This is a genomic window from Salinigranum rubrum (assembly GCF_002906575.1).
Taxonomy (GTDB): domain Archaea; phylum Halobacteriota; class Halobacteria; order Halobacteriales; family Haloferacaceae; genus Salinigranum; species Salinigranum rubrum.
Window position 1 is genome coordinate 95,074 of the sequence record NZ_CP026313.1, and the last position, 19,927, is coordinate 115,000.

A 19,927-nucleotide genomic window follows, 5' to 3' on the forward strand; every position below is an offset into this window, starting at 1 on the left:
TAATTAGGGCAACAAGTGGTGCGGTGCAGTGTGGCGACCAACTAGTTGAAAGCGCAGAAATCGAATCAAAAGTAGAAGTGACCGATCTAGACCCTGAGGTCGAATCCGGCCAAGATGTACTTACTCAGCGCGAACACGATGATGAACGGCGGGATCATCGCGACCAACGACCCAGAGAACAATAGCCCCCAGAACACCTGTTGTGAGAGGCGCAGGGAGTCAAGTCCGACGGTGAGAACCGTCTTCGATGGGTCGGTGGTCAAAATAAGCGCGTAGGTGAAGTCGTTCCAAGAGAACGCGAAGGTAAACAGCGCCGTGGTGACGATCCCTGGCGCAGCAGCCCGGAACGAGACGTCGTACATCGTCCGCAGGCGAGAGGCACCAGAGATCCACGCACTCTCTTCGTATCGTTTGGGCACTGTCTGGAAGTACTGCCACATCACCCAGATCCCGAACGGCAGCGTCAGTGAGACGTGTGCGAGGATCAGCCCGATACGCGTGTTCGTCAGACCAAGGAAGTCGTAGATGACGAAGTACGGGATGGCAAGCATGATCGGAGGGAACATGTAGCTAAACAACAGCAGGTTCGCGATATACTTCTTGTAAGGTACGTGATATCGCGTGAAGCCGTATCCTGCAAGCGGTGCGAAGATACATGTTAGGGTGATCGTACTGGCCGTAATGAGCGTGCTGTTCATCAACCACATCGGGAACTGCGTCGTCGTGAACAGTCGTGTGAAGTTATCGAGCGTCGGGTTTGCCGGGAAGAACTCCGGCGGGAGGTTCATGATGACCCCGATGGGCTTGAACGAAGCGAGTGCAACCCAGTAAATCGGGAAGCCGAATACGACGAGGCAGAACGTGACGATGATCCCGATACCGAGTCGCTTGCCGACCGATCCTGCAGTGAAGCGGTCGGTCGCAAAGTCGAACCAGTTACTCGCCTGTTCCTCTTGACCCGTGGCTTCTGATGTCGTCATTCTACTTCAACCTCCTCACCGGGTTTCGTTATCCCGAGCCAGATCACGCCGAACGTGGCAAGGATCAGGAATAGCATCGTCGTCACGGCCGCAGCCGTCCCGAACTCGAACAGTCGGAACGCCTGACGGTAGCCGTAGATGACCATCGTCGTGGTGGCACCGAAGGGACCACCACCGGTCAGCGGGAAGATCGCATCGAACTTGGTGAACATGAAGATGACGCGGAGGAAAACGATCAGGTAAACCATGTTCTTAATATTCGGCCACGTCACGTCGAAGAACCGCCGAACCATTCCCGCGCCGTTGATCTGTGCGACTTCGTACATCTCCGAACTAATTGATTGTAGTCGGGCCAGAACGATGAACACGACGAAGATCGTGTACTTCCAGCTTGACGCCCAGACGACCGTGTGCATCGCGAGCCCTTCCTCGGAGAGGAAGCCGACCGGTTGCTCAACGAGATTGGTCGTCGTAAGGAACCAGTTGACCGTCCCGAAGGTCTCGTTGAACAGCCAAGCAAAAATCAGTGCGATGATCGCCGTCGGCACTAGATACGGCAGCAGGATGAGCGCCCGGATAATGTTCTCGAACTTAAAAGTCTCGTTGAGCACGAGGGCGATTAGGATGCCGAGCACCATCTGTAGGACGACCGAGTACCCGGCGTATACGGCACCGATGGCCACCGAGTCCCAAAATGCTGGCTGAGCGATGAGTTCCTGATAATTCTGGAGACCGACCCACTCGAACGCGCCCGTCTGTGGATCCCACGTCGTGAAACCGAGATAGATCCCGAAGAGAACGGGCAGCGCAACGAGGAACACCCAGACTAGCAGGACAGGCGAGACGAGGATTATCCCGCCCCACCGATCCGACTGGAGGACGCCGTTCACCCGTTTACCAACGTCTTTGATAAACGATGGGTATGTTTGAGACATGCAAACAATGGTACCGAGGGCAGGCTTAGCTGTTCCGGTACTCGCCGATCATTCCGTTGAGCTCATCGATAGCGGTATTCACCGCCTGCTGAGGCGTCCGGCGCCCCTCGATAGAGTTCGAGATAGCCTTCGAGGCAACCTGCTTGGTTGCGAGAATTTCATACCATCCGACAAATGGCGGGTTCTGGTACTGCGGGACCGTCCGGAAGTTCGAGTGCTCCTCGTAGATCATATCACGGAAGTCGAGGTGTTGTGAGACGATTTCGTTGTCTTCGTACTCGTCGGTCTTGAGGACGTCCCGGTTGGTCGGGCAGAAGTGGAACGGAACGGCGTGCAGGTACGTAATGAACGCATCGCTCGTCATGAAGTACCTGATGAAGTCGAAGACGAGATCCTTGTTCTCGCCTTCTGGCACGGCGAAGCCGTTACTGCTCATGTTGAAGATACGGTTCGGCCGGTCTTCGAGCGGGAACATGGTGATCTGCGTATTATTGATGAGATCTGTTGCCTCGCGCTCGTGGAGGGAATTAAGCAGTCGCGGGGAGTACCGCTGGATCGCGACCTGCTCGTTGGCGTAGGATTCAAGCTTGTCCGTCCAGCCCCAAGTTGGGCCGGTGCCGGCGACTTCCCCCAGTCGCGGTAGTATCTGAGAGCCTCAAGCATGTTCGCCGTGTTCGGTTCGTCGTCGAGAGCAACCTGAATGACACCGTCGGAGTCCCGCGCGAACCAGTTCGCGTTGTTCGACTTGATATCCGACTGATGATACCACATCGAGGAGAACACCTCGGGGTTCGTCGCCAGCACCATGTTCTGCATATTCTGGCCTTCGAGGTGGTCACGGAGATCGGCGTGGACCTGTAGGTTCTCTTCCCACGTGGTCGGAACCGAAAGTCCCGCCTCTTCGAGGACATCAATTCGGTGATACTGGAACGAGGGGACCAGTGACGTGGGAATCGTCGGAACCTTCCCGCCTTCGAGTACCACGAGGAGCTCTTCTGGAAGGGATGAAATTTCGTCGGTCACCGGCGAATGATCGGCCAGCTGCTGGTGGAACCTGATCAGGTTCTGCCCGTTCCCGAAATATAGATCCTCTGTATCACCAGTCGCCATCTGCGTGTTCAGCTGGTTCTGCATCGCCGTGTCACCGGGGAAAGTCATATTACGGGAGACGTTCTGGTCGATGCCGTCCGCCCAGTTGTCAAACGCGGATGTAAACGCGTCCTGGGTGGAGGGGTTCCCCCACCGATCATCAGGCTCAGTTCGACCGAAGAACCGCCACCAGTGCTCCCGCCGTTGCCGCCGCTACCACCGTTGCCGCCGCTACCACCGTTGCCGCCGCTACCACCGTTGCCGCCGCTACCACCGTTGCCGCCGCTACCGTCGTCACTCGTACATCCTGCTAACGCGATGACGCCCGCAGCACCAGCGCTTTTTACGAAATTTCGTCGATTCATGCCACTCTGGACAGACTCGCGTCCTGCCATAACTGAGGTCCAGCATCTATCATTATAAATGTATTGGTATTTGAGAATCGATAATGTATGAATAAAACACCTGATTGATAGATCGAAGTGAGTCGAGTGCATTTTGTTCCGGGCAGATTAGGACGTAGCCAACCCATCCGATTCAACTGAAAATCAAGCAACACCTCACCGAACGTAATATCAGCAGCTTGAATGTAACAGTAGTTCCGGACTACAGCATCTCCTGGGCGGGCGGCTCTGCAAGGGAGTGAGTGATCGCCTCGCCACTTTGCTGGTCGAAGACGAACACGTCGTCCAGTTCGAACGTCAGATGATACTGCTCTCCATCCATCGGCTCGGCCACTTCAGGAATGGTAAACCGAACGATGTCGGAAAGCGAAGGGGTCTCGGCGTGAACCAGTAGCGAGTCGCCCATGTGTTCAAAGAACTGCATCGTCACAGTGAACAGGGCGTCAGAGGGGTCGTCAACCACCTGCACGTCCAGTGGTCGGATGCCGAGGGTCACGCCGTCGGTGGCCTCAGACGCGATTGACTGAGCGAGTTGCTCCGGAACGTCGATATCGAACGCGGGAGTCGATATCTGCCCGTTCTCGGGCGTGCCGTCTATGAGGTTGATCTCGTGGTTGCCAATGAACTGAGCGACGAATACGTTGTTGGGTTCCTGATAAATTTCGCCCGGTGAGGATTGCTGGACGACTTTTCCGTCATTCATCAGGATGATCTCATCAGAGAGCGTCAGTGCTTCCTCTTGATCATGAGTTACGTATCCCTTCGTGATCGGGAACTGCTGGTGGATCTTCTTCAGCTCGGATCGCATCGCTACTTTCAGTTTTTCGTCTAAGTCGCTCATTGGTTCGTCTAGGAGGAAGACATCGGGTTCGCGAACGAGTGCACGACCCAGCGCGGCACGTTGGCGCTGCCCACCAGACAGTTGGCCAGGCTTCTTGTCCAGTAATTCATGAATATCGAGTATCTTCGCCATCTCCTCGACTTTCTCGTTTTGCTCGGCGCTCGACAGATCCGAGACATATTTCAGTCCATACTGAATATTCTCCCGGATAGTGTAGAACGGAAAGAGAGCGACTTGCTGGAAGACCATCGAGATGTTACGGTCCTGTGGGCGTTTGTCGGTCACCCGGACGCTATCGTAGTAAATCTCACCACTGGTCGGGGTTTCGAGCCCTGCAATCAGCCGAAGGAGTGTCGTCTTCCCACAGCCGCTAGGACCGAGAATGGTCGCGAAGGAGTTGTCATCAATCGTCAGATCAATCCCGTCGACAGCGATCTCTTCCCCGTTCGGAGTGGAGAATGCCTTTGTGAGGTTCTCACATTTAACTAGGGCCATGTTTTCCAGGTTTGGTATTCATCACTTATAATTATAGTGGATGTTCGCAGGCTCGCTTGACTCGGTGTCGATCTGAAGGAGCTCAAACGCACAATGCCCGACCCTTAACTGCTCATTTCCGTGTATAGGATATTCCAGACGTGATTTTTCTACGTTAAGAGCTCCGTCCGAATCAACAACGCATTGCTGTCCAGAATAGCTAAGTCGGGTCGAGGACTCTCAGTGTCTGTTTCAACGGAATCAACCAGTGCGACGAGCGCGTCGGGATCGATCGCTTCGTACAGCGGTGGTAGTTGCGTCACCGCTCGCCCGATTGTTGGTGCGACGCGGTCGAGGACCTCGCGTGAAATCGGATGGGTCGGTTATGTACAAGTATCTCCGCTTGGGGAGATTCTCGATATGGCGCATTGATTCGTTACTAAGGGCTAACATGTAAACACTCCTGAAACTCGACTGGTACCTGACGAGCGCGGTACCATACCCGAAGACACGGCCAAGTGTTACAGCTTACTCCGGTGACGAACCTCGTGGTTCACTTTACAGTCGACGACCATCGGCCCGGTGGGTCGGTTGCTGATTCGATCCGCGAGCGCATCGAGTTCGTCGATGCTCCTCACAGTGAATCCCTCGGCACCGAAAGAGTTTGCCACGTCAGCGAAGTCCGGTGCTTCGACGAGTGCGACCTCGCCGTCTCCGATGACACTATCCAAACTATGATATTCTGCTCCTAGCGAACTATCGTTCAAAACGACTATCATGAGAGGAATCTCGTTTCGTACTGCTGTCTCTAGTTCCTGAATAGACATCATGAGTCCTGCGTCTCCGCAGATAGCAATGCACATCTTGTTGTTCATCGCAGCAGCAGCGCCGATGGCCATTGGAAGCCCGAGCCCGATGGCGGCAAAGTCCCCAGCGTATGTGAAATCGTCCGGATCGGCGTGGATTCCGTCGAGGACCCAGCGTGTGTAGTGGCCACTTCCACAGACGACAGTGCGATCCGTCGGTAAAAGCTCGTCCATCGTCCGAACGAGGTCGCGAGGGTCGATCGTTCCGGGGACTTCGGGGAAAATCCGATCGCTCATCGCCGGAGCGGTCTCTAGCTCCGCACGAAGGTCGTCCGACCAGAGTTCCCCTGCTCGATCGATATCCAACCGACGTAGCTCCTCAATCAGAGCGTCTATGGTCAGGAGAGCGTCCCCGTGGATACCGAGGGAGATGTCGGTGTACCGTCCGATGCTACTCGGGTCCTCGTCGATCTGGATTACAGTCGCATCCTCATCGAAGAGTCGTCCTTTGTCGGTCGTATACGGATTCAAACTCGCACCAACCGCGAACACAATGTTGCTCTCGGTGGCATACTTGTTGGCGATGGTACGTCCCCAACTGCCTGTAAATCCGAGATAGTACGGATGATCAGAGAAGTAGCCCCTCGCCTGTAAGGTCGTCGCCAGCAGCGCACTCGTCCGCTCCGCGAACTCCTCGATCACCCCCTTCGCGTCGGCCTCAATCGCACCGCGCCCTGCGATAATGAGGGGCGGCTGGTGCGCGTTTGAGTCCACGTACAACTTGATTGCCTGCTCGATTCTATCTGCATCCGGTCGGACGCGTCCACGAGAGGGACCAGAAGTTAATTCCGAAGTCCGGTCGAAAAACTTGTCCTCGGACACGTCCATCTCCGAGTCGAGTAGATCCCACGAAATCTGAACGGCGATTGGCCCGTTTCCGGCCTTTACTCGACGCAGCGCCTCCCGAAAGTCCGAACACAGCGTCTCGTGGCTGCGGATCGAGATCACGTTCCCGATCGTCGACCGGAGGTAGCTCTCCTGTTCGAACTCTTTTACATCGTAGTCGTCCTTTAGCGGCGTTTCCGGAACGATCACGAGAACGTTAGAACCATTCTTCCGTGCCGTCACCGACGCTGTTCCCGTCTGAGCGATCGCCGGGCCGCGTCCGACGAGACAGACGCCGATCCGGCCAGTGGCCCGAGCGTAGCCGTCCGCCATCGCCAGTGCACCCTGTTCGTGCCTGACATCGATCATTCCGATGTCGTCCCCCCACTCGTGATCGAGCGTGGAAACGAGCTGCATCGTGTCCTCGGACAGGAGGGTGAAAATCGTTCCAACATCTCCGCTGGCGAGAAGCCGAAGTACTGCGTCGTAGCCTTTCATGAACCTTGGCCGAAACATCACTCGTATCGTCAAAAGTGTTGTGCCGGCGAAGGGTTCGCCACACCGGCACGCAGACGGCCCATCCGACAGGTGCTCCACCCGTCTGGAGCACCATCTCGACATGGCGACATCCTGAAAGTGAGCGCGATGGTCGCCCTCACATCTTTAAGATGGTGGGCATCTGTGGATGTGGCAATGGACAGCATAGATCCGACTCCGTTGTCGTTTACCGCCACCAGATTCCGCTTCGGCGAGGGTATTGTCGACGAGTTACCTGTCGTACTCGACCAGTTTACCATCTCGTCTCCGCTCGTCGTGACTGATGCGGGCATCCGAGAGGCCGGGCTTCTCGATCGGGTGATAGCCGAGACCGACGCGGAACACATCTACGAATCGACCACGGAACCGACGACAGACGACTTCGACGATCTCCCGACAGAGAACGTAGACAGCGTCGTCGCCATCGGCGGCGGCTCGGTGCTCGATACGGCGAAAGTAATCGCGCTCTTGCTCGCACACGGCGGCCATCCTGGCGAGTATATCGGTTCCGGGAAGATCCCGGGGGAAATCTCCCCGCTCGTCGCCATTCCAACGACGAGCGGTACCGGTTCGGAGGTCAGCCAGACCGCGGTCGTCACCCACGAAGGCGTGAAGCGGGGGATTAGCGACGAGCGGCTCCGGCCGATGCTCGCCCTCGTCGACCCAGAGCTAACTTACGATCTGCCCCAGTCCGTGACTGCCCGGTCGGGGTTCGACGCACTCATGCACTCTCTCGAAGGTCTCACCGCGCGGGACTACCGATGGGTCGAAGACCGTCCCATTACCTACCAGGGGGCGAACCCGATCTCCCGGTCACTCGCGCGCCGAGCACTCGGACTCGTATACGGATCGCTCGAACGAGCTGTCTTCGACGGTGACGATCATGGGGCACGGCGCGGGATGAGTCTCGGGTCGTGTCTTGCGGCGGTCGCCCATTCGAACTCCGGGCTGGGTGCGATCCACGCGCTTGCGTCCGCAGTCGGCGGAATCACGGGTCGACCACACGGGGAATGTCTCGCGGCGTCAGTCGAACCTGCACTAGAGTACAACCTGCCGATCCGCCGCGACGCGTACGCCGAACTTGCAGACGAGTTCGGCGTCGGCGACACCGCCGAAGCGTTCATCGCCGAGATCACGCGAGTCCGCGACGACATCGGTCTCCCCCCGTCGTTTTCGGAGCTCGGTCTCGACCAGAGCGACGCCGACCGAATCGTCGAGGCGACGCTCGTCCAAGAGCGCCGATTGAAGACGAATCCCCGGGTGGTTTCCGAAGATATCGAGACCGTCGTGAGTGCACATCTGGAGTGAGCTATAGTAGCGTTTGAAACTCTTCGCAACCGGCTACGTTGCTGTTCCAGCGGGTGTATGAGAGGTTTCACCAATCGCGTGAGTGGATTCTTTCAAATGCTACTATAGTGCAGTGATAATCGTTCCCTGGAAAGGACGGCTAGCACTGTGAAGAGTACGTGTGGAGTGGCAAACCTTATCACGGCACTGAACGCTGGAGTCAATATGAACGTCGTCGAATGGTTCAACCAGCGAGTCCAGCAATACGGAGCGCACACGTTCATCGAATTTCCGGACGAACAGGCGAGCTACCGGGAGGTCTCGAATCGAGGGACGCAGATTGCGAGGCTACTGACTGATCAGGGAATCGAAGACGACGATACTGTCCTGCTCTTTTTACCCAACTGCATAGAGTACGTGACCCTGCTGTTCGGGATTCCGAAAGTGGGCGGGGTAGCCGCGTCGTTGAACACTAAGTTCAGACGCGGTGGGCTCGAACACCTAATCCGTAAATCCGATGCAGATCTCACGTTCGTCAGCGATACCCTCCTCTCTCGGTACGATTCGGCCGCAAAACGGCTCGACCAACCACCGTCGACAGTCGTCGTGGTCGAGAAAAGAGGCGGACAGGAAGAAGTCGACGTCACCAGCGCAACCTGTGCGGGCACGCTGGCCGACCTGCGGGCGAGGTACGACACCGAGCCGATTGATTCGCCGGAGATGAAACCCGGTCATCCGCTCGCCCTTATTCACACGTCCGGGACGACGGGGCTACCCAAGTGGTGTCAGCTCAGCCACCAGTACGCGATATCGGCGGGTACAGCCATCAGCGAGACTGCCGAACTGACAAACGAAGACAGGATATTCGATCCGCTCGCGATGTACCACCTCAGTCCACAGATCCTCCATCTCTACGGCACGGTGCACGCGGGAGCGACAGCAATCAAAGTCGAACAGTTCTCTGCGTCAGCGTTCTGGGAGCAGGTGGTAACGTTCGATCCGTCAGTGTTACTCCTCCACCTTGGCATGATCGACATCCTCAAAACACAACCGGTCCGGGACATCGAGACGCAACACGCTGTTCGGCTCGTCCAGGGAGGAGATAGAGAGTTCCTCGACCGGTTCGAGATTCCAGCCACCATCACTGGGTATGGGTCGACGGAAGCAGGCGCGTGGACGAGCCTCACGACGATTTCGAAACCATACGACAACATTCGAGACGACGAGAAGCTTACGCAGATGGGTGGCGTCGAACGCGACGACATGGAGGTCAGGTTTTTTGATGAGAACGATCATGAGGTCGAAACCGGCAAACCCGGTGAAATCGTCGTTCGCCCTACCGAACCCCACGTTATCTTCGACGGCTACTACAACGACGCCGAGAAGACAGTTGACGCTTGGCAGAACCTCTGGTTCCACACAGGCGATCTCGGGTACCGCGACGTGGAGGGACGTATCCACTTCCTCGAGCGGATGGAAGACAGCATCCGCGTCCGCGGCGAATTTGTGAACATCGAACTCGTCGAAACCTGCATTGGGGAGATTCCGGGCGTCGATGCCGTCGCCGTAATCGGCGTTCCAGCCGAGGTTGGCGACGAAGAGATCAAGGCGGTGATCCAGCTCGCCGATGGTGTCGATTTGTCTCCGGAGACCATCGTCGAAGCGTGTGAAACCGAACTCCCCGGCTACATGGTTCCGCGGTACGTCGAGTTCGTCGACGCCATTCCACGCGGAACAGCGATCGGAAAGATTCAGAAAGCGAAGCTCTCGCGCGACGTGGGAGCGGTCTGGGACCGCCGCGTCTGACGTACCTGATACAATCTCACCCGAATCTTTTTGACTTCGGGCCACTCTATCGGGTACTCATGTATACCATCCATCCGATCCACTGTGCGACGATCGACTCGGTCAAGGGCAAATACACGTATTTGACCGACATGGGATCGGCGATGGCTATTCCGGCGATTAGCTTCCTTGTTACCGCGGACGACCCCGACGAAGACACGGTTATTGTCGTCGATACGGGTGTACAAGAACCCGACGGCGACGGCACCGTCATCGGCAACGAAGTTGATCTAGGGGGTCCGGAGCCGATCGTGGACGGACTGGCCGAGCAAGACCTCACTCCAGCGGACGTCGATTACGTCATTCTCACGCACCTCCATCACGATCACTCCTCGAACAACGACCTGTTCGAGGAGGCGGAGTTTTTCGTCCAGCGCGCCGAGCTAGACGCCGCGAAGGATCCGCTACCACCGATGGCAGAGTACTATCTCCCAGAAAATATCGATTCACTCGACCATGTCGAGACGTCCATCGTCGACGGCGGCTATCGACTTCGGGAGGGTATCGAAATACTACTGACGCCAGGTCATTCACGAGGGATGCAGTCCGTCATTGTCGAGACAGCCGCGGGACCACACGCCTTGATCGGCGATCTGGCATACTGTGAGCACAACCTCAACCCCAAGACAACCTCGTTCGTCGATGCCTCAGGCAGAGAAGTACAGACGACCCCGCTCAACTGGGACTATCTCCCCCCAGGGGTACTCGTCGATCTCGAAGAGTGCTATCAGAGTATCGAACGCCTCCGAAAACGGGTCGGCGAGGCGGGGAGACTCGTCGGTGGTCACGACGCGGCCTTCCTCGGTAACTCGCTGCCCTGACCGTTCGCTGATCAGACCACGTCCTGCTCATGCAATGTGGCTACCTCCGCCGCAGAGAATCCGACCTCCTGAAGGACTTCGTCAGTATGTTCGCCGAGGGCCGGGGGAGCCGACTCGATCTGCCCTAGGTCGCGATTCGTTATAGCCGGGAATCCTATCCGCTTGAGTAATCCGTCGTCCGATTCGATGACGCCGCGCGCCTCAAAGTGGTCACTCTCAAACGCCTCAGCCAGAGTCTGTACCGGGCCGAACATCACATCTTCGTCGCCGAGAAGAGTCTCCCACTCTTCTGCCGACCGCTGTGTGAACACCGCTGAGAGGTCGTTACGAAGACGTTTTCGAGTCGTCTCGTCGTTGGACTTGTGGTCTGAGACGAGGTCCGGGCGGTCGATCAGTTCACAGAATCGTTGCCAGAACTCGGGTTCGAGCGCAGCGAGAGTCACATATCGCCCGTCGGCAGTCTCGTAGACGTCGTAACAGGGGTACTTACCCGTGGTTCGGGTTGCGCCCGGACGCTGCTCGACACCGGCCATCGCCGGTGCAGCAAGGAGCTGTGAGAACGAGAGCAATGCGTCGGTCATCGAAACGTCGAGGTATTCGCCGTCACCTTCCCCGAGTTCGCGTGAGAGAAGTGCGCCGACGATTGAGAGTGCGGCGAACGCGCCACCAGCCATGTCAGCGACGGGAAACCCCGGGAGAGTAGGTTTCGTCTCGGGGTCACGTCGGTTCATGTCGATCAGGCCGGCAAAGCCCGCGTAGTTGAGATCGTGGCCGACGCGCTCACTGAGCGGACCGGTCTGGCCAAAGCCGGAGAGCGAACAGTACACGATCTCGTCGTTGACCGTACACATGTCGTCGTAGGCCACGCCTAGTCGGTCAACCACACCGGGGCGGAACTGCTCAACCAAGACATCGGCGGTTCGTGCGAGTTCGAGGAACGCGTCCAGCCCGCGTTCGCGCTTCAGGTCTAGTGTCACACTCCGTTTTCCCCGGTTCATCACCTCAAACACCGGTGCGTGACGTCTGTCCGTCTGGGTTCGTCCGAGCTGGCGACCCGGTTCGCCGGTTTCCGGACGTTCGATCTTGATAACGTCTGCGCCCATGTCACAGAGCAACTGCGTGCCGTATGGTCCCGGGAGCGTATGTGACAGGTCGAGGACGCGAATTGACTGGAGGTCCATGGAAAGAAATCCGAACTTCGCTACTTAAAACTTGTTCACAGCATCGTAGAGTCGGTCGTCCGTTAATCAGGGACAAAACGCGAAGAAGACCCTGCTGGTGTGCGTGTGCCGCCACGCGACGGAACTTGTGGGGGCGGGACGAAACGGGCGGAACTGGATAGTTCGATTGAGGAACCGATCGGAAGACAACTCATCGAGGACATCGGCGCGTCAGTAGCCATCGTAAGCCTCGTCAACCTCGTTTTCGGCGTCGACAGTCGTTCCGCGATTTTCCTCAAGCAGTTTCACGATCGCACTGATATCTTCGTCGCCGTAGCCATCGCGACTGGCCTGCGTAAATAAATTGAACACGACGCTCGTTGTGATCATCGATTGATCCATCGACCTAGCCGTATCGAGTGCGAGTCCCACATCTTTCTTCCCTAAGTCGATGGTAAACCCCGCCTCGAAGTTGCGGTTCAACACGCGCGGCATCCGTTTGTGAAACTGGTTCGACGCGCCACCGCTCTTTCCAAGTACCTTAAGCATGACCTCTCCGTCGATGTCTCGGGCCGCACCCAGCGAGACAGCTTCCATCGCCAGCAGCAGGTTCCCCATGGTCATGACATTGTTTATCAGTTTGATCATGTGGCCCGAATCAATATCACCGGTATAGTAGAGGTCCTCACCGAGGTGCTCGAGGACTGTCTGGGTCCGCTCGTCGTCAAAGACCTCCTGACGACCACCGACCATGATTGTCAGCGTGCCATCGCGACTCTCTTCGGGACCCCCGCTCACGGGTGCGCCGAGTACATCGATATCGTGCGTAGCAGCCTCTTCAGCGAGTTCTGTCGCCATATCGGGACTGATCGTGCTCATCTCCAGAACGATGAGGCCAGGGTCACCACTCTGGAATATGCCGTCGCCGCCCCGATATACTTCTTTGACAGCAGATGCCTTCGGGAGGCTTGTGATCATAATGTCGACGTCCGCAGCGACCGCGGCGGGTGAGTCCCGTGTCGTACCGCCAGATTCACGGAACTTGCTGATAGCAGCGTCGCTGACGTCGAACCCGCAAACGGGAAAGCCGGACGAGAGGAGATTTTGCGCCATGTTACCCCCCATCTTCCCGAGTCCAATCATTCCGATATCAATGCTTTTCTTCAGCATATTACACTCTCTCTTGTTCAAACGCACATATTAATTATGGGGGATCATCTCGTTAGTTCGACAGATATCCTAAGGAGGCACCAGTCGTCCGGAAAACAACACGTGTCGAACACGCAATTCCGGTCAATTGCTGCCGTGTACTACTGAGCAGCATCGTTCTGGAGTAGTCGCGCCGCCGCGATAACTCGCTTGAGAATTGGGAACAGCAACACAATCAAAGAGATTGCCAAGATCGACAGTGCGATCGGACTTGTAAAGATGATGTCCAGTGATCCACCAGAGAGCGCGAGCGAGCGCCGGAGATTCGTTTCGGCGATCGGGCCGAGGATCATCCCGAGGACGATCGGTGCGAGCGGGTACTCGTTGGTTCGAAGCAGATACCCGAGGATACCGACTCCGAACATGATCCACATGTCGAGGAGATTACCCCGGATCGCGAACGCGCCCAGAAGTGCCATCACAAAGATGACCGGCCAGAGATATCGTTGCGGGATACTGATCACGCGAGCCCAGACTGACGCACCCAACAGTCCGACAACGAGGACGACGACGTAGACGAGGAAGAAGCCGAAAAAGATGGAGTACACGAGCGCTGTGTCTCCGCTGAACATGGACGGCCCCGGTCGGAACCCGTGGACCAGAAGTGCCCCGATCAGAATCGCGCTCACGGAGTCACCGGGGATACCTAAGGTTAGCGCCGGAATAAGTGCGCCCGCCGTACTGGCGTTATTCCCTGACTCAGCCGACGCGATACCGTGGATGTTACCCTCGCCAAAAGGTGGCGTAGGAAGTTTTCCTTTCAGGATCCCTATCCACCGTTTCGCTTCGTTGTACGTAACGAAACAAGCGATAGTCCCACCGACGCCGGGGAGCGCACCGAGGAAGCCGCCGAGAACGCTCGAACCGACCGTCGTTCCGGAGATCGATTTCAGGTCGCTCGTATTCGGCAGCATGTTCCTCAGTTGTAGTTCCTGTCTCGGAACCGACTTTTCGATCCCCTTGATGTAACGGTCGATCCCCTCAGAGAGGGCGAACAGGCCGACCATAGCGACGATGAAGTCGACGCCAGCGGTGAGCGTCGGGATACCGAAGGCGAATCTGCTGAAACCGATCATCGGATCAAGGCCGATCGTCGCGAGGAACATCCCCAGCAGCCCCGAAAGCAGACCTCTGTTCAGGTTCTCGCTACTGACGCTCGAGATGATAGTGAGACCGAACACCGCCAGCGCGAAGAACTCGGGAGAGCGAAAATTGAGCGCGACCTTGGCAATCTGCGGCGCCATTACCGCCAGGATCACGACGCCGATCATCCCCCCACCGCCGAGGCGACTGTCGAGATACTGATCGCCCGACCGGCCTGTCCCTGGTTCGACATTGGAAATCCGTCGAAGATCGTTGCTGCCGCGGCGGGCGTTCCCGGCGTCCGGATGAGGATCGCCGGGATTGATCCCGCGTACATCGCACCCCCGTAGATCCCCAGCAGCAACATCAACCCAGGGACAGGCTCCATGGTAAAGGTGAACGAGACGAACAAGGCCACAGACATGGTTCCGCTTACGCCAGGAATCGCGCCTCCGACGATTCCGAGGACGACGCCCGCAATTAGTAGTGTCAGCGGTAACGGTTGTAACACCAGCTCACTCGCCGCTAGAAGGTTAGCTAGAATGTTCATTTCCAAAACGTACTGTCATCCATTACTAAGAATCTTTGCATGATTGACGATTACAAATTGTCGGGACGATCGTCTGCTCCAGTGTGGTGATCGGCTACTACGACCGGGATGTATCGGGTCGGCGTGACCCGACGATCATCCAGGTCAAGAGAGGAGGTTTGCGAGGAACGGAATTTCGGGGAGCGGTAGTGAGAGAAATTCCGAGAACAGATAATGTAACACAACCGGCGTAACGATGGTGATCAATACCCGGCGCTTGAATGTCACGCCGGAGTACGCCGCGATCAAATAGAGATAGATCGCCGTCGAGATGATGAACCCGATGAGCGGGATCACAAAAATGTACGCAGCGAACAGGCCGACAACGGTGAGGAACGTCTTCGCATCGGCCAGCTCGATCTGCTGGTGTGAGTCGGCCTCGAACTTTCGTCTCGTAACGATGTCGATACTCGCGAGCACGACGATCGCGATCCCGAGCAACTGCGGGAAAAAGCCCGCACCGGGAGCACGGGTCGTACCCGACGGAAACGAGGAGCTAACGTAGACGATCGCAATTCCGAGAGCGATAAACAGGACTGACGAGAGTTCGTCGCGTACAGCGATACTCGTGTGTACCATGTCGATATTGATCACTCTGTTTCCATCAGCTGGGCTGGTTCCTCGAAGGAGTTAAACTGTGATTCGATGTACTCGGGAAGCTCGTCCGGACCGCGGTTGACGAGCCCGTAGCCGCGCTCGGACATCCATGATTGGTACTCATCGGTCTCCCAACCTGTATTTAGAATGTCGTATAGCGTCTGAGCACGCTCCTGTGACATGTCCGGCGGCGCGACGAAGATCCGCCAGACTGCGACTTCCCACTCGTATCCCGCCTCAGGGAACGTCGGGGTATCAGGGAGGATATCAAGCCGTTCATTTCCCATCACGCCAAGCACTTCGAGTGGCCCGTCTTCGATCTGCGAAATAGCATCGCCTGCACCGACGGTCGTGCCATGGACTTCCCCGTTCAGGGTGGCCTGGATCGCGTTCGCCGCTCCCTCAGCGTACGGGACGATGTTCAGTTCCACGTTCATCACGTCGCCCAGTCCAGCTGCCGCGAGGTGATCGATATTCCCGAGCCCGCCGGGACCGATAGTGACTTCACTGGGGTTCTCGGAAGCGTATTGCTGGAACTCTTCGAGGGAGCCGTAGGGCGTATCCTCGTGGACGATGAGTGTTCGCGGATCGGAATTGTACTGAAAGATCGGCGTAAAGTCCGTCGGCGCAAAATCCGCCAGCCCGATGTGCGGAAGTATACAGAGCGTACTCGAGATGAGCCCGATCGTGTATCCGTCAGGCTCGGCGTTCAAGACCTCGCTCTGGCCGACTGTCCCCGACGCACCGGTGACATTCTCGACGACGAACTGATGGTCACTGTTGTCTTCAACGACGTTGACCAACTGTCGAACGGTCTGATCCGTTCCGCCACCGGCGGACCACGGGACAACGGTTCTGATCTCCTGTGATGGATATTCGCCCCCACCCGAAAGACTCTGTTCGGTACATCCAGCCAATCCAACGATACCCGATGCTGCTGCTACCTGCACTAACTGCCGTCTGGTCAATCGCTCAACCATAACCGCGTATCATTGAGAGAGCGTAAAGTCTTTACTGTTTTCAAAAATAGTGAATTTCTCCATGTTCGAGTGTTGAAGAGCATCGACATGATCTTACTACCCGCCGACCAGTCGCTCCCTCAGCCACCCATCCATCGACGATGCCACGAGATCGCCGTTTCGAGGTCGTGCCGGATATTTCCACCGCCAGCGTCCACTCTGTCGAGGGAGCCACGCAACCTGTCTCTGAACGATGGGTGCGCACAGTTGTCGATCAACGCCGTCGCGCGTTCGAGGGGCACCGTTCCGCGGAGATCGGCGATGCCCTGGTCGGTGATCACGACGTCCACGTCGTGCTCGGGATTGTCGACGTGAGGCACCATCGGGACTATCCGCGAGATCTCGCCGCCTTTCGCCGTCGAACCCAACGCCATGACAGAGAGGTGCGCGTTCCTCGCGAAATCGCCACTGCCGCCGACGCCGTTTAGCATCCTCGTACCGTTAGTGCGTGGAGTTCGCGTGGCCGTAGAGGTCCATATAGGGGACGGGATTGACCGCAATGAGACCGAAGTGGTCAACGAGCGCCGCCGCCGCTGTCACGGCGACGATAGGAACGTCTCCGTTGATTCGCTGGGAAATCCACTCACTCATCAAGAGTCTCCGGTTGCGTTCCGATACCTTCGGGCCAGCTGGTCGGTTTTGCGGCCGTCGGTTTGGTGTGTGACCGTTTGAGGACCATGACCGTCCGTTCGAGCGAAAGTGTCTTGCTGTCGTCCTGATTATACGCTCGTAGCTCCACAGTGACGAAGCAGACGTGCTCGCGGGACTCACTCCTCTCGCTTTTTTATGATTTCAGACTCGGCAAACAGCGTATCCCCGTGGAAGACGGGGGCATGGTTTCGGATATCGTTGTATCCGAGGTTGGCTGTCGCGTTCGCGCTAATGTCGATGACGCTCATTCCGATGGCCAGCGCGATGATGAAAGTCCCGTCAACGAGGCGTTCACCGAACTCAGCCTCGACAGCGTACGCCTCGTTGAAGTGCATCGAACTCAGGTTCATCGTCAAGTTCGTCAGCCAGACGTTGTCCGTTTCCGTCACCGTCAGACCGTACGGGTGTTTGTAGATGTCGCCGATGGCGAAATCTTCATCATAGCGTCCCTGCCAGCCAGTTACTAGGCTCCGCTCGCTAGTAAATGTCACAGCGTGTTTGAGATAGTTCACTACAGGACGTTTTATAATTTTGGTCAAATAACGAATCGAAGATCACCGACTCGCTCGATGTGTATACTTATTTACTCGAACGCCTCGATAAGTTCCGGAATCACCTCGAACAAGTCCCCAACGATACCGTAGTCGGCGATGTCGAAGATCGGCGCGTCGGGATCAGTGTTGATCGCAATGATCGTATCTGCTCCTTTCATGCCGGCCACGTGCTGAACAGCCCCAGAGATACCGATGGCGATGTACACATCAGGAGTGACCTCCTTACCGGACTGACCAACCTGCCGGGCGCGTGGGAGCCAACCGTTGTCGACGATGGGACGCGACGCGGCGAGCGTTGCTCCGAGGGTGTCCGCGAGTTCTTCTATCAGCGAGAGGTTGTCCTCGTCTTCGATCCCGCGACCGATCGAGACAATAAAGTTCGCCGAAGAAATGTCTACGTCGCCTTCCATCGTCTCTTCGAATCCGAGTAGCGTCGATCGAACGGACGCCTCGTCGATTCCCGAGTCGAAGTCGACGCGTTCTGCACTCCCATCGGCTTCCGTTGGCTCCCACGTCCGCCCGCGGATCGTGACGACGGCCGGGGTCGGCGTCTGAACAGTCGTCTGGACCTTTGACCCGTACATTTCACGCGTCAGCACGAGGCCAGCCTCGCTGGAGAAATCAACGACATCGGTGACGATTGGGATGCCGAGTCTGTTCGCAACAGCCGGGGCATAGCCCAGACCGTTCACGCTGTTGGGAGTCAGGACGATATCGGGTCTGATCTCATCGTACAGCGCAGTGACCGCCTGCGTGTAGACCGTTGGCTGGAACTCTATCCCGTGGTTGATCGTGTATATCGTCGAGACGCCTTCCTTTTTTAGAGCATTCGCGAACTCGTCAACGTTTCCACCGACGACCACGAGATCGAGTTCGCCACCGACGGCATCGGCCAGTTGGTGGCCAGCAGTGACGATTTCGTAGCTCTCATCCCGGAGTTCACCTTGCCGGTGCTCGGCAACGGCGAGGACACTCATGGCTGGACGATCCCTCTGTCGGCGAGAACGTCGGCGAGACGCTTAGCCTGTGACTCGGCGTCCCCCTCGAAGTACTCCGTGTCTGTCCCCGATTCGGGCTCGTATAGTCCCGAAAGGGTGATCGTGCTCTCGGCAAGTTCATGATCAACTCCGAGGTCGTCGAGCGACTGGATCGAGACCGGCTTGCGCTGCGCCTGTCGGATGCCACGCAAGCTGGCGTACCTGGGCTCGTTGATACCGGTCTGGACAGAAAAGACGGCGGGAAGCGGGACCCGGACCCGTTCTTCCAGCCCGCCTTCGAGTTCTCGCCGTACTTCTGCAGTCTCGTCTTCAGCATCGATGTCGAGCGAAGTAACCACCGCGGCCCAATCGAATCCAATCGCATCCGCTAAAGAGACGCCCGTCGCACCGAAACCGTCGTCGTGTGCCTGAACGCCTGTGAGAACGAGACCGGGCGACTCTTGTGCTACTACTGCCGCGAGGATCGCCGTCTTCGATCCCACGTCGAGCAAATCCTGCGTCTTGAGTGTGTCGTCCCAGACTCGGATGGACCGATCCGCACCTTTCGCGAGCGCAGTTCGAATCGTCTCCTCGCTGCGCTCCGGCCCGATCGTAACCGTGATGACCTCATCGGCGAGACCGTCCTCCCGACTCCGAACAGCCGCCTCCAAGGCGTATTCGTCCCATTCGTTTATTGAATACGTGAGATCCTTCTCCGCAATCGATGTTCCGTCTATTTCGAAGTCGTCAGCGACGACCGCGGACTCCTTTACCGTGACAAGGATTTTCATAACACGTGGTGGATTTCAGAGTGCGTCACAAATAATAATATCGGTCGGTCTAACTGGTGTGTAACCGATCAGGTCAATCGTGAGCCGTCATCTCTCCCGTTCTTTGTATCGCTGATCGTCGAACGAACGAGGTGGGATCTAGTCAAGTGGTGCTCTTTTTCGGTCCCGGAAAGTTTATTTGTCATCATATATAGTTTTGACATAGCGTTGACAATCTCCGATTTCGCAGAGTATAATCTCTCGCTTTAGATCAGCGACTTCTCCGAGAGGTAATCCAACAGACGAACGCACTCACACTCTATGCACTTGGGTGTACCATCGGAGGGTTCACCAGCCAGCCAAGTAAGAGCCTCAGTCGAACGTACGGCAATCGAGCACCTTGAGACGACGGTG

The 19,927-nt window shown here is 57.0% G+C and carries 18 protein-coding genes and 2 pseudogenes; 3 read left to right on the forward strand and 17 right to left on the reverse strand.

The genetic code is table 11. From position 1 onward, the window contains the following. Positions 1-86 precede the first annotated feature (86 nt). The 7 genes from C2R22_RS24265 to C2R22_RS24295 form a co-directional block, all read right to left on the reverse strand. Complete coding sequence (locus C2R22_RS24265) at positions 87-980, reverse strand: carbohydrate ABC transporter permease (RefSeq protein WP_103428322.1); 894 nt, start codon at positions 978-980, stop codon at positions 87-89. Continuing rightward, positions 977-1,915: a carbohydrate ABC transporter permease gene (locus C2R22_RS24270; RefSeq protein ID WP_103428323.1), complete on the reverse strand. Its 939-nt coding sequence runs from the start codon at positions 1,913-1,915 to the stop codon at positions 977-979. Before C2R22_RS24270 ends, C2R22_RS24265 begins: the two co-directional genes overlap by 4 nt. A gap of 25 nt (positions 1,916-1,940) precedes the next feature. Further along, positions 1,941-2,351: a hypothetical protein gene (locus tag C2R22_RS24275; RefSeq protein ID WP_162562665.1), complete on the reverse strand. Its 411-nt coding sequence runs from the start codon at positions 2,349-2,351 to the stop codon at positions 1,941-1,943. Beyond that, positions 2,348-3,049: an extracellular solute-binding protein gene (locus tag C2R22_RS24280; protein WP_162562666.1), complete on the reverse strand. Its 702-nt coding sequence runs from the start codon at positions 3,047-3,049 to the stop codon at positions 2,348-2,350. The genes C2R22_RS24275 and C2R22_RS24280 overlap by 4 nt, the downstream gene beginning before the upstream one ends. A gap of 561 nt (positions 3,050-3,610) precedes the next feature. Continuing rightward, on the reverse strand, positions 3,611-4,744 hold the full coding sequence (locus C2R22_RS24290) for an ABC transporter ATP-binding protein (RefSeq protein ID WP_103428327.1): 1,134 nt from the start codon (positions 4,742-4,744) through the stop codon (positions 3,611-3,613). A 149-nt stretch (positions 4,745-4,893) separates the two neighbouring features. After that, positions 4,894-5,046 (reverse strand): HalOD1 output domain-containing protein, encoded by a 153-nt coding sequence (locus C2R22_RS25510; protein ID WP_245903123.1) that lies wholly within the window; start codon positions 5,044-5,046, stop codon positions 4,894-4,896. A 198-nt stretch (positions 5,047-5,244) separates the two neighbouring features. Beyond that, positions 5,245-6,912 (reverse strand): thiamine pyrophosphate-binding protein, encoded by a 1,668-nt coding sequence (locus C2R22_RS24295; protein ID WP_162562667.1) that lies wholly within the window; start codon positions 6,910-6,912, stop codon positions 5,245-5,247. A 195-nt stretch (positions 6,913-7,107) separates the two neighbouring features. On the opposite strand from C2R22_RS24295, the gene C2R22_RS24300 reads away from it, so the two are divergent. From C2R22_RS24300 to C2R22_RS24310, 3 genes are all read left to right on the forward strand, one after another. Beyond that, positions 7,108-8,259, forward strand: a complete 1,152-nt coding sequence (locus C2R22_RS24300; RefSeq protein ID WP_162562668.1) for an iron-containing alcohol dehydrogenase — start codon at positions 7,108-7,110, stop codon at positions 8,257-8,259. 204 nt (positions 8,260-8,463) lie between these two features. Beyond that, a complete protein-coding gene (locus tag C2R22_RS24305) occupies positions 8,464-10,044 on the forward strand; it encodes an AMP-binding protein (RefSeq protein WP_103428330.1) in 1,581 nt (526 codons plus the stop codon). Positions 10,045-10,103: 59 nt separating this feature from the next. Continuing rightward, complete coding sequence (locus C2R22_RS24310) at positions 10,104-10,904, forward strand: N-acyl homoserine lactonase family protein (RefSeq protein ID WP_103428331.1); 801 nt, start codon at positions 10,104-10,106, stop codon at positions 10,902-10,904. An 11-nt stretch (positions 10,905-10,915) separates the two neighbouring features. Here the strand turns inward: C2R22_RS24310 and C2R22_RS24315 are convergent, their stop codons facing one another. The 10 genes and pseudogenes from C2R22_RS24315 to C2R22_RS24355 all read right to left on the reverse strand — a co-directional run bounded on the left by C2R22_RS24315 (position 10,916) and on the right by C2R22_RS24355 (position 19,534). Next, positions 10,916-12,085, reverse strand: a complete 1,170-nt coding sequence (locus C2R22_RS24315; RefSeq protein WP_103428332.1) for a CaiB/BaiF CoA transferase family protein — start codon at positions 12,083-12,085, stop codon at positions 10,916-10,918. Positions 12,086-12,295: 210 nt separating this feature from the next. Continuing rightward, the gene (locus C2R22_RS24320) at positions 12,296-13,234 is read right to left on the reverse strand and encodes an NAD(P)-dependent oxidoreductase (RefSeq protein ID WP_103428333.1); all 939 of its coding nucleotides are present in this window, start codon (positions 13,232-13,234) and stop codon (positions 12,296-12,298) included. A gap of 140 nt (positions 13,235-13,374) precedes the next feature. After that, positions 13,375-14,906, reverse strand: a pseudogene (locus tag C2R22_RS24325) (tripartite tricarboxylate transporter permease). A gap of 144 nt (positions 14,907-15,050) precedes the next feature. Next, positions 15,051-15,539 carry a tripartite tricarboxylate transporter TctB family protein gene (locus C2R22_RS24330; protein WP_103428334.1) on the reverse strand — a complete coding sequence of 163 codons (489 nt, stop codon included), beginning with the start codon at positions 15,537-15,539 and terminating at the stop codon, positions 15,051-15,053. Further along, positions 15,536-16,492 carry a Bug family tripartite tricarboxylate transporter substrate binding protein gene (locus tag C2R22_RS24335; RefSeq protein ID WP_162562669.1) on the reverse strand — a complete coding sequence of 319 codons (957 nt, stop codon included), beginning with the start codon at positions 16,490-16,492 and terminating at the stop codon, positions 15,536-15,538. The genes C2R22_RS24330 and C2R22_RS24335 overlap by 4 nt, the downstream gene beginning before the upstream one ends. 149 nt (positions 16,493-16,641) lie before the next feature. After that, positions 16,642-16,992: an acetyl-CoA hydrolase/transferase C-terminal domain-containing protein gene (locus C2R22_RS24340; RefSeq protein ID WP_394342410.1), complete on the reverse strand. Its 351-nt coding sequence runs from the start codon at positions 16,990-16,992 to the stop codon at positions 16,642-16,644. A 10-nt stretch (positions 16,993-17,002) separates the two neighbouring features. Beyond that, positions 17,003-17,152, reverse strand: a complete 150-nt coding sequence (locus C2R22_RS27630) for a hypothetical protein (protein WP_394342411.1) — start codon at positions 17,150-17,152, stop codon at positions 17,003-17,005. Continuing rightward, positions 17,145-17,739: pseudogene (locus C2R22_RS24345) on the reverse strand (MaoC family dehydratase). The gene C2R22_RS27630 and the pseudogene C2R22_RS24345 overlap by 8 nt, the downstream one beginning before the upstream one ends. Before the next feature lie 56 nt (positions 17,740-17,795). After that, a complete protein-coding gene (locus C2R22_RS24350) occupies positions 17,796-18,743 on the reverse strand; it encodes an electron transfer flavoprotein subunit alpha/FixB family protein (RefSeq protein WP_103428336.1) in 948 nt (315 codons plus the stop codon). Continuing rightward, entirely contained in the window at positions 18,740-19,534 is a 795-nt protein-coding gene (locus C2R22_RS24355) for an electron transfer flavoprotein subunit beta/FixA family protein (RefSeq protein ID WP_103428337.1), read from the reverse strand. The genes C2R22_RS24350 and C2R22_RS24355 overlap by 4 nt, the downstream gene beginning before the upstream one ends. Positions 19,535-19,927 lie beyond the last annotated feature (393 nt).

Excerpts from the sequence above, each read along its gene's own strand:
- C2R22_RS24265 (WP_103428322.1), bottom strand. The coding sequence starts at position 980 with ATGACGACATCAGAAGCCACGGGTCAAGAGGAACAGGCGAGTAACTGG.
- C2R22_RS24270 (WP_103428323.1), bottom strand. The coding sequence starts at position 1,915 with ATGTCTCAAACATACCCATCGTTTATCAAAGACGTTGGTAAACGGGTG.
- C2R22_RS24275 (WP_162562665.1), bottom strand. The coding sequence starts at position 2,351 with ATGAGCAGTAACGGCTTCGCCGTGCCAGAAGGCGAGAACAAGGATCTC.
- C2R22_RS24280 (WP_162562666.1), bottom strand. The coding sequence starts at position 3,049 with ATGCAGAACCAGCTGAACACGCAGATGGCGACTGGTGATACAGAGGAT.
- C2R22_RS24290 (WP_103428327.1), bottom strand. The coding sequence starts at position 4,744 with ATGGCCCTAGTTAAATGTGAGAACCTCACAAAGGCATTCTCCACTCCG.
- C2R22_RS24295 (WP_162562667.1), bottom strand. The coding sequence starts at position 6,912 with ATGAAAGGCTACGACGCAGTACTTCGGCTTCTCGCCAGCGGAGATGTT.
- C2R22_RS24300 (WP_162562668.1), top strand. The coding sequence starts at position 7,108 with ATGGACAGCATAGATCCGACTCCGTTGTCGTTTACCGCCACCAGATTC.
- C2R22_RS24305 (WP_103428330.1), top strand. The coding sequence starts at position 8,464 with ATGAACGTCGTCGAATGGTTCAACCAGCGAGTCCAGCAATACGGAGCG.
- C2R22_RS24310 (WP_103428331.1), top strand. The coding sequence starts at position 10,104 with ATGTATACCATCCATCCGATCCACTGTGCGACGATCGACTCGGTCAAG.
- C2R22_RS24315 (WP_103428332.1), bottom strand. The coding sequence starts at position 12,085 with ATGGACCTCCAGTCAATTCGCGTCCTCGACCTGTCACATACGCTCCCG.
- C2R22_RS24320 (WP_103428333.1), bottom strand. The coding sequence starts at position 13,234 with ATGCTGAAGAAAAGCATTGATATCGGAATGATTGGACTCGGGAAGATG.
- C2R22_RS24340 (WP_394342410.1), bottom strand. The coding sequence starts at position 16,992 with ATGCTAAACGGCGTCGGCGGCAGTGGCGATTTCGCGAGGAACGCGCAC.
- C2R22_RS27630 (WP_394342411.1), bottom strand. The coding sequence starts at position 17,152 with ATGAGTGAGTGGATTTCCCAGCGAATCAACGGAGACGTTCCTATCGTC.
- C2R22_RS24350 (WP_103428336.1), bottom strand. The coding sequence starts at position 18,743 with ATGAGTGTCCTCGCCGTTGCCGAGCACCGGCAAGGTGAACTCCGGGAT.
- C2R22_RS24355 (WP_103428337.1), bottom strand. The coding sequence starts at position 19,534 with ATGAAAATCCTTGTCACGGTAAAGGAGTCCGCGGTCGTCGCTGACGAC.